Here is a 14,675-nt window from a genome sequence, read left to right as displayed (position 1 = left end):
GGCTTTCTCTGTCCGATCGGAGCAGCCGATGGAATCCGCTTCTAAAGCAATTGGCGACCGCCATCCACAGACAGTCAGCCATCCGGAGCAGGCGCTCGAGCGAACGTCGCCCGGGCACGCACGAAGTGCGTTGCCGCGTCCGTCGACCACCGCCCCGTCTGCCGAGCGGTCTTCATCACTATGGCAGCGGTTCCGATCAAGCCGCCCGCAGTTCTTGCATCTCGTGGCGTTCTTCGCCGCCTACGTGCTGGGCTGCGGTTTTGCAAATGTGCTTGCGATCGTCCCGGGCATCACTGTTTCGATCTGGCCTCCAGGCGGCGTGTTCATGGCAACGCTTCTCCTCACGTCTCCCTACAGCTGGCCATGGTGGATCATCAGCGGTTGCCTTGCCGAGATGTTTGCCCAGTTCGTGTGGTTTCACAGCCCGCTTCCCGCGGGATTGTTGATCTTCGTCGGCAACGCGCTCTGCGCTTCGGCCGGCGCTATGCTGCTGAGCAGCGCCACCGGTCGCCCTGTCCGGCTGGAAACCCTCCAGCAGGTCCTGGCTTTCGTCATTTTGGGGGCGGGCGTAGCCCCCCTCGCAAGCGCGACCGTCGGGAGTGCAACCCTTGCCTGGTTCGGCGTGAAGTCCCAGACGTTCGCGTCGGTGTGGCCATTGTTCTGGATCGGAGATGCAACCGGCATCCTGCTGGTAGCACCGCCGGTGCTCGTCCTCGTCCGCTCCTGGCGGGGAGAAACCGGCCTGTCGGTGACACACTGGACCGAGGCTGCCGTTCTCTGTTTCATCTTCCTGGGCGTTGCTGCCCTTTCCTTGAGTGCGCGCTTCTTCCCCTCGCCCTACATCATCCTGCCGTTTCTGCTTTGGGCCGCCGCGCGTTTCGAATTCCGAGGTGCCGCGGTCGCCTTGACGCTGCTGGCGCTGATTACAATGGCACTCACGATCTCCGGAGACAGTCAGTTTATCGGTGATGCCGGATCGCAAAGGCAACAGCAGGTCATGCTGCAGCTCTTCCTGGTGATTTCCGCGTTCTCGGCGCTCGTCGTTGCGGCCATTTCAAGGCAGCACCAGCTGGCGCTGCTCACCGCGCGCCAGAGCGAACTGCGGCTGCAACGCTTGATCGACGCCGTTCCGGCTCTCATCTGGAGCGCCACGCCCGACGGAACGCCGAGCTATCTCAACAAGTGGGCCACCGACACGACCGGGCTGGCGTTGACGGATCTGATTGCTACCAGTGGCAAGCGATCGCTGACGGATATTCACCCGGATGACCGCGCCGCCACCGACGAGGCGCTGAAACGCGCGTTCGAAGAGGGCACGACCTTTGCGGGAAGATACCGTCAGCGGCGCGCGGATGGTCCCCATCGCTGGGTCGAGAGCCGGGCAGCGCCCTTGCGCGACGAAGCCGGAACGATTTTGCAATGGTACGGCGTTTCGGTCGACATCGAAGAGGCCGTCAGCGCGCAGGCAGCACTCAGCGAACGGGAACAGGAGCTGCTGCAGCTTGTGAACATGGTGCCAAGTCACGTTTGGCGCTTGACGCCTGATGGCGAGCCGACCTTCTTCAACAAACGCATGGTCGACTTTCTCGGCATGGACATTTGCGACACGGACAAGGCGGGCAAGACCCGACTGGTGGCCATGGTCGAAGCCTCCGTGCATCCCGCCGAGGCAGATGCGTTCGTCGAGTCGCTTCGACGTTGCCTCGATACCGGTGAGGCCTTTGCCATGCGGTATCGCCTGCGCCGCGCCGATGGCGTCTTTCGCTGGATGTCGAGCCGGGCAGAGCCGATGCGGGATCACTCCGGCAACATCGTCCAATGGTACGGCATGTGCCATGACATCGATGACCTGACGCATGCCGAGGACGCATTGCGCCGCAGTCAAAGGCAGCTTCAGCTGATGATCGACGCAGTGCCGGTCCGCATCTGGAGCGCGACGCCATCTACAGGCTCGGTCTACTTCAACAAACAGTTCAGAGACCGCTTCCGCTCGGTTGTCGCGAGCTTCGAGGCGCACGGGGAGCAGAGCATCGAAAGTCTGCTCCAGAAGCTGATCCATCCGGACGACGCTTCAGCCGTCGGGAACACGCTGCAAAGATGTTTCAAGACCGGCAGCAGCGCAAGCCTGCGCTTTCGCTGGCTCGAAATTGAAAGCGGATATCGCTGGGTGGAATGCCGGGTCGAACCGCGCCGCAATCAGGAAGGAGAGATCGAGGAGTGGTATGGCGTTTCGCTGGATATCGACGATCAGATGCGTGCACAAAACGCATTGCACGATCGCGAGCGCGAATTGTCCCTACTCGTCGACATGGTGCCGGCCTTCATAGCCCGTCAGACCGCCGGCGGTGAATTGAGCTTCCTGAACAAGCGGTTGGTTGACTTTCTCGGATTCGACACCATCAACGCCGACAAGCCGGGAATAACCCGCGCGGGCGCAATGATGCGTGCTGTCGTCCATCCGGACGATATCTCATCCGTGCGGGAGAATGCCACGCACGGCTTCTCCGCCGGTGAACCCTTCTCCAACAGATATCGCATGCTGCGCGCCGACGGGGCGTACCGCTGGGTGGATGGTCGGTGTGAACCACTGCGCGACCAAGATGGGACCATCGTACAGTGGTATGCCGTTGCCATCGATGTCGACGACGAAGTGCGGGCCCAACAACGGCTCTTCGATCGAGAACGCGAACTCTCGCAGTTGGTAGACATGGTCCCCAGCCCACTCTGGCGGCTAGACCCAGATGGTGAAGCGGTCTTCTTCAGCAAGAGTCTGATTGAATTCCTCGGATATGACGTGAAGGACTATTCGGGCACCGGCGGCGTTCTCGCCGCTGCCATTGCGGCCGCGCTTCACCCGGATGACGCAGCGAAGATGGATGCCACGCTTAGAGAGGCTTTCGTCACCGGCGAGAACTTCTCCTTGAACTACCGGCTACGCCGTGCCGACGGCGTCTATCGTTGGATGTCGGGCCGCGGCGCCCCCTTGCGGGACGCCAGCGGTCAGATCCTGCAATGGTTCGGCATTTGTCACGACATCGACGATCAGCTGCGTGTCGAACAGGTGTTGCGCGAGCGTGAGCGTGCGCTTCGACAACTCATCGAAACCTTGCCTGCAATGGTCGAATGCACTGACGCGAACGGTGATCCCGTCTACCGCAGCGAGCAGCTTCGCGAGTATCTGGGATACAAGTTGGAAACGCCGGACGCCTCAGGAGAAGCACGACCGTCGAGCGCGCTTGGTGCTGCCGTCCATCCCGACGATACGCCTCAGGTCCTCGAGAACGGCGGCCATGCCTTGTCCACCGGCACACCCTATGCGCAGAAGCATCGACTTCGTCGGTCGGACGGGGAGTATCGCTGGGTGGAAACCCGAGCAGCGCCCATGAGGGACGCCGATGGGATGGTTGTCCAATGGAACGTCATTTGCATCGACATAGACAGCGAAGTTCGGGCCCAGGAGGATTTGCGGACTGCGCGCGATGGTCTCGCGCGTGCGTCTCAAGCCGCTAGCCTCGCCGAACTTTCCGCCTCGATCGCTCATGAAGTGAACCAGCCGTTGGCGGCGATCGTAACAAATTCGCATGCATGTCAACGCTGGCTTTCTGCTGAACCGCCAAACCTTGAGCGAGCACAAAGGACGGTGGAACGCATTACGCGCGACGCAAATGCCGCCGCAGACGTCGTGAGCCGCATCCGTGCGTTGTTCACGAGGTCCGTGGAACCCGGGATGAGCACAACGGTGGACAGCGTTGTTACCGAAGTTCGCAGCCTTTTGATCGAGGAAGCCATGCGGCGCCGCGTTCGCATACAGGTTGACGTCGAAAGCGATCTGCCTCCGGTCGCCATGGATCGCGTGCAACTTCAGCAGATACTGGTCAACTTGATCCGAAACGGCATAGAAGCGATGGCATCCACTGCTGATCTGCGACTGGTCAGCCTGCATGCGACCCGTATTGATGATGCGATCCGCATCATTGTGAGCGACCGTGGCGCGGGGGTCCAAAACCCCGACAGGATATTCGAACCCTTCTTCACCACGAAGAACGACGGTATGGGCATGGGTTTGGCGATCTGCCGTTCGATCGTCGAGTCTCACGGCGGACGTCTGTGGGCAGAAATGAACGAACCCCAAGGCTCGAGGTTCGTCTTCACATTGCCGATCGAATCCAGCGCAACGACATGACGGCTGCCTTACTGGACCACTTCAGACGAGAGGTGCTGTTTCTGGCAAACAAAGTTTTCACCCGAAATCGCAAAGCGGAACCCATTGCTCACGCATAATGTCAGCCGTTGTCGAACCTATTTCGCCACGTTGAAACTGATTGCGCCGAACTCGCCGAGCCGAAGGGGGCTCAGCAGCGGTTGCCGTTCCGGTCGATACATTATGCGACGCTTTGGGCCCAGAAGGTGAACATGGCGGCAACGCTGCCGGGCCTACCATACTACGTCACTCGCATCCACGAACACATCGACTCTGCTCTAGAACACCTTGGCCGTTGAGTTGTCGGTGCTTTTCACAAGATGCCTTCTCGACAAACGGCGCCATCCCCGGAGTGTGAGACTTGAGTTCGAGTTCTTCGGCCCCATTTGTGCCCACAGGTCCGACATCATGAGGAGGTGATCGATGAGGCGGAACATCATGGGACTGGTTTTCACGGCCATAATCGGAACGTGCAGTGCCACCGTGACGCATGCCGAGCAATTGGCAGCGAGATCAAGCACCAGCATAAACAGTGATCTCAACTATCTCCTGTACACACCAGACGACTATGCGTCGTCCAGCAGCGCATATCCGCTCGTTGTATGGCTACACGGCGGCGATCAAGGTGGGGCTGATATCGAGAAAGTTAGATCGAGTGGCATTCCGAAACTGATCGCGGGGGGGAGAAAATTCCCCTTCCTAGTGTTTTCGCCCCAGAATCCGAGCGAAGAACTGCTTTATCCGATCGAGAAAGTGAAGGCGGCACTCGACGAGGTTATGACGAAGTATCGTGTCGATCGCTCCCGCGTCTATGTCATGGGCTTCAGCCGCGGCGGTTTCGGAACCTGGGCCATGGCTGAACAGTTTCCCGAAACATTCGCAGCTGTCGTTCCGATCGCTGGCGGCGGTAATCGTCACTACCTGAGCAGGACAAACGAAAGGGCGGCGTTCTGGGTGTTCCACGGCACGAACGATGGAGTCATCCCTTTGTCGGATTCGGTTGTGCTTTATGAACGCCTCGTGGGCCTGAAACGCAATGTTCGATTGAGTGTTCTGGAAGGCGTGGACCACTCAGGTGTCGAGTGGGCCGCTCTAAACGAGCCGCTGCTTTGGGATTGGCTTTCGAAACAGCGACTTGAGCTCGCGGCTGAACCTACCACGCCTTGAGGTGTACCGCGGATGCGCGCGAGGTTGCACAAGGCAACCTAGCGCACTTCCGAACGCTCAGAGGAGAGATTAGCTCTCATGCCGATCACCTCTCGCGCGATCGGAAGAGTTAAGGCGAACCGAAGTTGTACCTTGTCGGCCTTTCGGCACAATCAGTGGCGTTTCAGAAACCGGATCGGAGATGATGACGGACGACAGGCCGAACACCTCCTCGACCAGCTGCTCGGTAACAATCGCCGATGGTCTGCCTTGTGTAACGATCGCGCCGTTCTTCATCGCGATCAGATGCGTCGCATAACGGCAGGCGTGGTTGAGGTCATGCAGAACTGCGACAATGGTATGCCCTTGCCGGTTTAGATCGGCCAAAAGATCCAAAAGTTCCACCTGATGAGCGATGTCGAGAAATGTGGTGGGCTCATCCAGGAGCAGGATCGGAGTTTCTTGGGCCAGAACCATGGCGATCCATACCCTCTGGCGCTGGCCGCCGGAAAGCTCGTGCACCAGCCAGCTCGAAAGCTCGGAAACGCGGGTCGCATGCATTGCCAGGATGACAGCTTCCTCGTCGGCCTTCGACCATTGTCGGAAGAAGGACTGGTGCGGATAGCGGCCTCTTGCCACCAGGTCAGCAACGGTAATACCTTCCGGTGCGATGGAGTTTTGCGGCAGGAGGCCGAGACGGCGTGCAACCTCCTTGGGGGCAAGATCGGTCATGCTCCTGCCGTCGAGGATCACCTGGCCTGCCGACGGTGTAAGCAGCCGCGACAGAGCGCGCAACAGCGTCGACTTACCGCAGGCGTTCGGCCCCACAATGACGGTGAAGGCACCATCCGGAACGGAGACCGAAAGATCCCGTGTGACAATCCGCTCGTCGTAGCGCAAGGTCACATTGTCTGCGTGAAGGCGATCAGTCATCTGCGCCCCTCCCCAACCAGTAGCCAGATAAAATAGAACCCGCCTATGCTCACAGTCATGACGCCGACGGGGAGCTGGACGTTGAACGCGTTTTGCGCGCCCCAGTCGGCAGCAAGAAGCAAAAGGCCGCCCATGAGAGCGCTGGGGATGAGGGTGACACCGGCCGAGCGCGTCAACCTTTGGGCGATCTGCGGAGCTGACAGGGCAATGAACGGAATGGGACCGGCTGCGGCCGTTACCGTCGCGGTCAGAGAAACGCCAACCACCATTAACAGCAGCCGCGCCCGGTTGGCGTTGACACCCGTCGCCCGAGCCGCGTCCTCACCCATTTCAAGCTGGCGCAGCGGCCGGCCGAAAAGAAGCGCCAATGGAAAGAGCAAACAAAGGGCAATGGTGACCGGCATGAGTTGTTCAAAGCCGAGGCCGTTGAGCGAGCCGGCGCCCCAGATGGCCGCCCCGAGCGCCAACTCAAAGTCCGCTTCGCGGATCATCCAGGCATTGACGGCAGACAACATGGCAGCCACGCCAATACCAACAACAATAAGGCGGAAGCCATGAATGCCTTGCCGATAGGCCAGAAGATAGACAGCGACCGCCGTTACGACACCACCGGCCACTGCCCCCGCTGCCGTCTCGTAGTAGCCGCCCGACAGAAGCAGAATAACCACCAGGGAACCGGTATAGGAGCCAGCCGAAAACCCGATAATGTCGGGTGAACCGAGAGGATTACGGGTGAGGCTCTGGAAGATCGCCCCACTGATGGCCAATGCCGCGCCGAGGGTGAACGCCAGCGCCACCCGCGGCAGTCGCCATTCGACCACAATCATCCGGACCTTCTCATCGCCTCGGCCGAAAAGTGCGCTGAATACGTCAGCAAGCGCGATCGGGTACTTCCCACTGGCAAGCGATAGCGCGGCGACGACAGATATGGCCACGACGAGCACCAGGCCAACGAAAATTGAAAGCCTGTCGAACCGGGCAGACAGGCGGCCGCCGCACCGCCGCACGATCAGCATGGATCGCCGGAAGTCGACCGCGGATCGCAATTCGGAGTTCATAGGCCGCTCGCCTGCCTGCGTCGGGCCAGCAGGATCAGTGCGGGAGCGCCGAGAAACGCAGTGACGATGCCCGCCTCCAATTCACCCGGAAACAGGATGAGACGGCCGACGATATCGGCGGCCAGCAACAGAACCGGCCCGTAGATGATGCTCATCGGAATGATCCAGCGTTGATCTGGCCCGACGAACCACCGCACAAGATGCGGCACCACCAGACCGACAAAGCCGATAGGCCCAACCGCCGCCGTTCCCGCGCCCGCGAGAAGGGTCACGGCCAGGAGCGTCAAAACCCGGGCGCGCGGAAGAGTTGCGCCGAGCGCGCCCGCAAGATCATTGCCCAGCGCCACGACGTTGAGAGATCGAGCGACAATTAACGCCACAGCAAGACCGGCCGCGATGAACGGTGCGACCGCCGTGACAATCGCGGTGTTTCTCCCGGCAATCGAGCCGATCGACCAGAAGCGCATGGAATCGAAAGCTTCCGGTTTGAGCAGTGCGATACCCGAACCGATACCGCCAAGGACAGCGGAAAGCGCAACGCCCGACACGACGAGGCGACCAGGCGTTGGACCGTCCTTGCCCGCAGCGCCGAGTGCGTAGACGGCAAGCGTGACGAGGCTCGCGCCGACAAGCGCGAACCATAGGTAACTCTCTATCGAATGGAAGCCCAGCAGACCGACCGCCAGCGTAACGAAGAAGGCCGCACCGGCATTGACGCCCAGAATACCCGGATCGGCCAGCGGATTCCTCGTTGCCGCCTGGATCAGCGCGCCAGACACGCCAAAGCCGGCTCCGCAAAGGAGACCAAGCAACGTGCGCGGTAAGCGATGGTCGCGGACGATCATGTGCTCGGCTAACCGCCCATCATACGCAAACAGAGCGTCGAAAACCGTCGATACCGCGATCGGTCTTGCCCCAATGACAAAGCTCGCGAGCACCGCCGCCGCCACGAGTGCAAGACCAAGAAGAAAGACCGCCAGCCGCCTGCGACCAGCGGGAAACTGCACACCTTCGAGATCAATTGCACTCATGAGCGAGCCTGCCCATGGACCCAGTAGCCGACCGATGTGATGTGATCCTTGTCAAACCCCATGACGTCGCGGAGGTACTTGCGGCTTTGGGAAACGGCTTTCGCTTCCCCCGCGATCCAGACGTACCCTGGTCCGTCCGGAAACCTCACGGCCCGAGCAATGTCAAAGAGCCGCGTCCTCTGATTTCCGCACCCAGCCGTTTCGTGCCATTGCAGGGTAACGTGGCAGGCTGTTTCGATGATCTGACGCTCATTCTCGTGCGGAATCTCAACGTGAGCAATCACACTTATCTTGTCCGGCAACTCTTCGAGAATCCGTCCGACAGCGGGAAGCCCCGTCATATCGGCGATAAGGGCAATATACCCAGCATCTGACGGCGGATTGAAGCGAAAACGGGGAGCGAGGAGGCGTATCGCGTCTCCCTCACGGGCCTGTTGCGCCCAGTTCGTCGCGATACCGATCTCATGTTTTACGAAATCGATGGTCATCTCCGCACGGGCGGAATCCCAACGACGAACCGTATAGTAGCGCCCCGTCCCCTCTTCATCGTCGTCAGTCGGAAACGATAACCAGACAAACTCATCGGGCCGGCCGGTGCTGGCGAAACGATGAAGGTCGCCACCCTCCAAAACGATCCGGATCATCGATGCGGTAACGGCTTCACGATGCTTGACCCTGGCCGTGAGGTAATCGTGGGTCATGGTGTTAGTTGCTCGGTGAGTACGATTGCTTTCGACAACCGCGAAACGAAATCCGGAAATCCGTACGGAATCGATAGAACGCTTGGATTTGATGTCACCCACATCGAGATCGGATCGTCCAGAGCGATAAATCCCCCTTTGCGAACCGGCGCGTATGACTGGAAGAGCGACTGCCTCTCGAGTTCGCCTTTTGCCCCGGGAGGAAACCAGACGATCAGCAAATCGGTCTCAACGTTATCCAATTGTTCAAGGCTGACGGACGTGCCTATCTTGCCGGAATTGGACTCGGCCAAAGCTTCGACCTGTGGCGAAATTTGCAGGCCAAGATCCATCAGCGTCGAGACGCGAAGATCCGCCGGCAAATAGACACCGAGGGAGCTGCTGCCAGGGAAGTATGAGCCAAAAACAAAAGTCTTGCCGGAAATATTCGGATGGGCTGCCCTCAGTTCCTGCAGCCTGGATTTTGCCTGCTGGATGCGAGTTTTCGCAAGATCAGGTTTTCCAAGACACAAACCCGCCAACTGGGTGATTTCCTGCCAATCGGCCTGCAGCGGACCAGATCGATAAGCGACCGTGGGAGCGATCGAGTTCAATCGGCGCCAATCGTTGATGTCGATGTTCGTTCGCACGGCAAGGATCGCGTCGGGCTTGAGAACAGCGATCCCTTCGAAATCAGTCTCGCTCTGCGAAAATAGAACAGGTTTCGCTTCACCGAGCTCCCTTTCGACCCACGGCAATATCCCGCTTTCGAACTGGTCATAGCGGGGCATGCCGATCGGGATCGTGCCGAGAGCAATGAGGGCGTCTTCGCCGCCCCACCCAAGCGTCACTATGCGCTTGGGTGGGGCGCTAATGATCGTGTCCCCGAAGACATGGGAGATCGTGGCAGGAAATGCCGTTTCGACCGACGAAGTCGCGCACAATGCTCGGGGCAATCCGAGTGTCATCAAGGCCGATACGACAAGCAGGCGTCTTCCTCGGTCGACCGGTGACTTCTGTCCCACCATGCCGATACCTCAGAATGTCGCTTTGAGGCTCAAGGTGACAGAACGAGGCTCTCCGTAGAAGTTGCCCCATCCCGGCGCGCTGACGGTCTGATAATATTTCTTGTCGAAGATGTTATCGACGTTCACCGCTGCGGAGAAATGATCGTTGATATCGTAGCCGATGCGCGCGCCCCACACCGCGTAGGCGGGCTGCGACACCGTTACGGCACCCGATTTGCGGCTGCTCTCCGTCTGGAAGCGAACACCGCCACCGAGGCTGAGGCCCTCGAGCTGATCCTTGAACTGATAGTCGCTCCAAACCTTGACGATATGTTCGGGATTGTAGGTTGCGAATGACTGGGCGACGTTGTTTTCACCCTCGAGGTACTTCGTGTGAGCATAGGTGTAACTCGCAGCCAACTGAAGATTGGGGAGGATCTCACCGCTCGCCTCGACTTCAAAGCCTTCGCTGCGCACTTTGCCGCTGGCGACGTAGCATTCGCCCCACATGCCGGTCGCGCACGGATAATTGTCGGCGTCGAACTCGGCCCTGTTCTTGTTGTCGATGCGGAAGAGGGCAAAGGATGTGTTCAGTTGTCCGTCGAGCAGGCTACCCTTGACGCCCACTTCGTAGTTGGCGCCTTCGATCGGCTTCAGCGCTTCACCATCTGCGGTCACCGCGTCCTGTGGCTTGAAGATGCTCGTATAACTCGCATAGACCGACCAGTCGTCGGTGAGGTCATAGATGATGCCGCCATAGGGCGTGAAAACGCCCTTCTCGCTGTAGGGGCTGACGTAATCCTCCCCCGTCTCGCGGTAGCGGGACGTCATCTTGTACCAGCTCAACCGGCCTCCCAGAACGACGCTGAGCGGATCGGTGACGCTCAGTCGCGTCATCCCGTAGATACCTTCTTGACGAACTCGGGTTCTGACGTCGGCGCCGCGATAGCTATTTGACCGGATCCAGGTATCCGACACCTCCGGAATACGCACCGGGTCGAAAACGTTCTGGCTGATCCCCAACTGAGCCAGCGAGGTATCATTGTCGCTGACAAGACTGTTGGTACTGGCGCCGAAGGTGAGTTCGTGCGTGCGGCCCAAAAGGTCGTATTGACCATTGACGTAGGAATCGAGCGCGATATTTGCCGAATTCATGTCGAAAATGCCGGCGTACATTCTGGAGCCGGAGAGCGTCGTCGGGTCGATGGCACCCTCGGAATACCCGTACTTCACGTCGTGCTGTTCGTTCCAATAGTTGAGAGACGTCTTCCACGTCCAGCGGTCATTTAACTCGTGTGTGACGTCCGCAAAGAGGGATAGCTGCTCGGTGTCCCACCGGTTCCAGCTCTGTCCGAGGCATGTGTCGCGGGGAAGACCGATATCGGAGCCATCCTTGTACATCGGAAGTCCGTGGAAGCAGGGCGTCGATGTCTTGTGCTTGTAGCTTCCACCGAAGCCGACAGTGGTGTCATCGGTAATATCCGCTTCAAGAATTCCATAGAGGAAGAGGTTCCGGCTTTTCGCCAGATCGGTGAAGTATTCGCGATCATTGAAGGAACCAACGAAGCGGCCCCGCAGGCTGCCTTCGGAGTTCAACGGCGCCGTCGCATCGACGACCGTGTTGAAGTTCTGATAGGAACCGATCTCCTGGGTGACCGTCAGCTTCTGTTCGTCCAGAGGGCGCTTTCTGACCAGGTTGACGGCAGCACCGGGATTGCCAGCGCCCTGGAGCAGGCCCGTTGCTCCACGAAGAACTTCAACCCTGTCAAAAGCAGCCATGTCCTCCGAAAAACTGTTGGCTTGGGGATAATAGACGGATCTGTTCACGCCATCATACTGGTAGGTATCGACCATGAAGCCGCGCGCATAGACATAGCGCGCACCCATTGGACTGTCATACATCGCGACGCCCGGGGCTTCTTCCAGCGCATCGTCGATGGTGACGACGTTGCGGTCGTCCATCTGCTTGCGGGTCACCACCGAGACCGACTGCGGGATATGGCGAATGTCCTGTTCGCCCTTGCCGATTGTGACCTCGTCGCTCGTATAGGAATTTGAGCCTTCTGTCGTAGCACCCTGCCCGACGGCGACGATCGGCGCCAGCGCGGTGGCGCCGCCGGTCGTCGTCGCACCACTCACGGTCGACGCCACCACGAGCGCGGCGGTCCGCGACCCGGACATGCGCACATTTATGCCAGTTCCGGACAAGAGCGTTCGGAGCGCCTGCTCAGGCGACATTTGGCCGGCTATTGCCGTCGAGCGCTTCCCATTCACGGCATCGCTTGTGTATCCGACATCCCAGTCGCTTGCTTTCATGAAGTCTGACAGTGCCGACGCAAGTGGCTGCGCCGGTATGTTGAAAGCGATCGCCTGGCTCGACTGCTGCTGCGCATGCGCCGCAGATGACACTGCGACCAAGCTGGTGGCGAGGACGGTGGAAGCAATCAGCGCGTGGACAACACGAGAGAGTGAGTAGTGCCTCGCCGCCTCGGCTCGTCCTGATTTCTTACCTCGCGCCAGATCATGCCCCGTCATTGCAATGCCCCTCTCAACCAATTTCGAGCGGGCCGGACTTCGATGCTGGAAAGCGGCCCCTGTAGTGAGGACACGCGGGGAAGTTCGATCTCACAAAAAAAGTTGAACTTTTAACGAAGGATTAGAATACCACCGGGCAACCGCGTCACGTTCAAGCCAACCGTTGTCGCTAATGAGCGGATCGCCCGCTCCGGATCGTCCAGGCGATAACGGCCGTTCACCCTCACATTGTCGAAACCGCTTTCGGCCCTTACGACAGAGTGGCGGTAATAGCGGGCGAGTTCACGGACCACCGCCTTGAACGGCTGGTCCTCGAAGACGATCTGGCCCTGCAGCCAGGCAAAGGTCACCGAACCGTCGATCGCTTGCACCGCGGAGATTGCGGATGCGGTCGCTCTGATCGCTTGCCCCGGTTCAAGATCCGCTTTGTCGCTCGGATCCGCCAGGCTTCTCACTTCGACATGCCCGCGCTCCAGCGCAACGGCATCCTCGTCGTCATCGCGCCGAACGGAGAAGGCGGTTCCCGTGACTTCGACTTCTGAAAAGGCGGCTGTTACCTCGAACGGACGCGCAGAATCGTGCACCACATCGAAATAGGCCTCGCCCTTCAACAAGCGGACCAAGCGCTTATCTCCTTCAAAGTCGAACGCAATGGCGGAATCGGTATTTAGAACAACCTTCGACCCATCTGGCAGGTTGATCGCCTGCTGAACGCCCGCCGCCGTCACATAGTCCGCCTGCCACTGAATGCTAAGGGCCGGATATTGCTGAATGCCGATCGCAATCAGTAGAGTGGCAGCCACCGCACCTATCCATCGCGCAAATGTTCGTTTTGGCCGGCGGAACTCAAGGACCGTTGCCGCCAAAGCTGCATCTCCGCGTCCAAACTTGTGGCCAAGGATGCGCGCAACCTCGTCCGCCTCGGGTCGCGCCCAGGCAGCAGCCACCTCGTTGAACGCGCGATCGTGGGCGGGGCTCGCGGACCGCCATTCCTCAAATCTTTCCGTGACGTCGCGATTTTCCGGCTCGCCTTGCAACAGGAAGAACCAGTTCAGGGCAGCATCCGTCACCGCGTCCGGATGGACGAAGCTCTCTTCACTGGCGGAATTTGGTCGATCGTGTCCCACTCAATTCAATTCCGTCACGGGTTCGGCGAAAACAACGGCCTTATACATGAGACAGTTGCCGCCATGAAATCTCACAAAAACCTTAGATTCGAGCATTAGCACATCATCCTCGGTCGATCCTGGCGAGCGCTTCCATGCAATGGGCGTGGGCCATCTTGAGGTCGTTGAAGACGGTATTTGGCGACACTCCGAGATGCTCGGCGATCTTCGGATAAGGCCATTTTTCGATCTTGCTCAAGGCCCACACTCTTTGCGCCCGCTCGGGAAGCTTGGCCATGGCCGCTTGTAGCTGTTGGAGACGCTCGCGGTGAAGGAGTTCGGCTTCCTGGGACGGGGCAGTCGAGGCGACATTCTCGACGTCCGTCTCGCAGACATCACCTCGTTCGATCTCGCCTCGAACCTGACGGCTCCGTTTGTGGTTCAGTGCAAGGTTGCGAGCCGTCTGAAAGAGAAAGGCTTCAACATGCTCGACGGAGCCCCCCTCGACGGCCCTGCTGACACGCACGAAGGCTTCCTGGGCGACATCTTCTGCAGCCTGAGGATCGGCAACGATGCGCTTGACGGACCTTATCAACGCCATGCGGTTGCTCAGGAATATGTCGGTGAAGCTCGCGCCCACGCGGCTACCTCGTTCCGCGTTACAAGGAGGAGGTCAATTCGAGGCCAGCCTCGCTTTACGCTCCGTTGAAGCGCTCCGATAGCGCGCGAAAGCGAAGATGACAATAGTGGAGTATCTTACTCATATTTATATTCGCGACGGAATTGCCTTTTTCGGGCGAATTCCTTTTGCGATCCCATCGCCACACCCACTGCTCGATAAATCCTTTCCCAAGCCGCCATCGGGTGCCCGATTGGACAGATGCAAAGTAGGTCCTGTCCGCCAACACATTCCGACATCCGGCGCTTGCTAACGCCGTGGTTCTTTGCGCGGAACCTTCGAAATTTTCCCCTCAGCAA

At 59.3% G+C, this 14,675-nt stretch carries 10 protein-coding genes; 2 read left to right on the top strand and 8 right to left on the bottom strand.

Annotated features, from left to right (window positions below; genetic code table 11):
- The first annotated feature begins 28 nt into the window (after positions 1-28).
- Both ACIQUG_RS20900 and ACIQUG_RS20895 read left to right on the top strand, forming a co-directional pair.
- Positions 29-4,183: a PAS domain-containing protein gene (locus ACIQUG_RS20900; RefSeq protein WP_402323830.1), complete on the top strand. Its 4,155-nt coding sequence runs from the start codon at positions 29-31 to the stop codon at positions 4,181-4,183.
- Between the two features lie 456 nt (positions 4,184-4,639).
- Positions 4,640-5,368: a prolyl oligopeptidase family serine peptidase gene (locus ACIQUG_RS20895; RefSeq protein ID WP_402324602.1), complete on the top strand. Its 729-nt coding sequence runs from the start codon at positions 4,640-4,642 to the stop codon at positions 5,366-5,368.
- A 69-nt stretch (positions 5,369-5,437) separates the two neighbouring features.
- Here ACIQUG_RS20895 and ACIQUG_RS20890 read toward each other — a convergent pair whose 3' ends face one another.
- The 8 genes from ACIQUG_RS20890 to ACIQUG_RS20855 form a co-directional block, all read right to left on the bottom strand.
- Complete coding sequence (locus ACIQUG_RS20890) at positions 5,438-6,280, bottom strand: ABC transporter ATP-binding protein (protein ID WP_402323828.1); 843 nt, start codon at positions 6,278-6,280, stop codon at positions 5,438-5,440.
- Positions 6,277-7,338: a FecCD family ABC transporter permease gene (locus tag ACIQUG_RS20885; RefSeq protein ID WP_402323827.1), complete on the bottom strand. Its 1,062-nt coding sequence runs from the start codon at positions 7,336-7,338 to the stop codon at positions 6,277-6,279. Before ACIQUG_RS20885 ends, ACIQUG_RS20890 begins: the two co-directional genes overlap by 4 nt.
- Entirely contained in the window at positions 7,335-8,369 is a 1,035-nt protein-coding gene (locus tag ACIQUG_RS20880) for a FecCD family ABC transporter permease (RefSeq protein WP_402323825.1), read from the bottom strand. Before ACIQUG_RS20880 ends, ACIQUG_RS20885 begins: the two co-directional genes overlap by 4 nt.
- Complete coding sequence (locus tag ACIQUG_RS20875) at positions 8,366-9,070, bottom strand: siderophore-interacting protein (RefSeq protein WP_402323823.1); 705 nt, start codon at positions 9,068-9,070, stop codon at positions 8,366-8,368. The genes ACIQUG_RS20880 and ACIQUG_RS20875 overlap by 4 nt, the downstream gene beginning before the upstream one ends.
- Positions 9,067-10,077 (bottom strand): iron-siderophore ABC transporter substrate-binding protein, encoded by a 1,011-nt coding sequence (locus ACIQUG_RS20870; RefSeq protein WP_402323821.1) that lies wholly within the window; start codon positions 10,075-10,077, stop codon positions 9,067-9,069. Before ACIQUG_RS20870 ends, ACIQUG_RS20875 begins: the two co-directional genes overlap by 4 nt.
- Positions 10,078-10,086: 9 nt before the next feature.
- Complete coding sequence (locus ACIQUG_RS20865) at positions 10,087-12,591, bottom strand: TonB-dependent siderophore receptor (RefSeq protein WP_402323819.1); 2,505 nt, start codon at positions 12,589-12,591, stop codon at positions 10,087-10,089.
- A gap of 110 nt (positions 12,592-12,701) precedes the next feature.
- Positions 12,702-13,718 (bottom strand): FecR family protein, encoded by a 1,017-nt coding sequence (locus ACIQUG_RS20860; RefSeq protein ID WP_402323818.1) that lies wholly within the window; start codon positions 13,716-13,718, stop codon positions 12,702-12,704.
- Between the two features lie 103 nt (positions 13,719-13,821).
- Positions 13,822-14,337: an RNA polymerase sigma factor gene (locus ACIQUG_RS20855; RefSeq protein WP_402323817.1), complete on the bottom strand. Its 516-nt coding sequence runs from the start codon at positions 14,335-14,337 to the stop codon at positions 13,822-13,824.
- Positions 14,338-14,675: the final 338 nt, after the last annotated feature.

The organism is Ensifer sp. NPDC090286, assembly GCF_044769565.1.
In the GTDB taxonomy this organism is placed as follows: domain Bacteria; phylum Pseudomonadota; class Alphaproteobacteria; order Rhizobiales; family Rhizobiaceae; genus Ensifer.
Note: the sequence above shows the minus strand (reverse complement) of the source record. Positions and strands in the feature narration are given on the sequence as shown.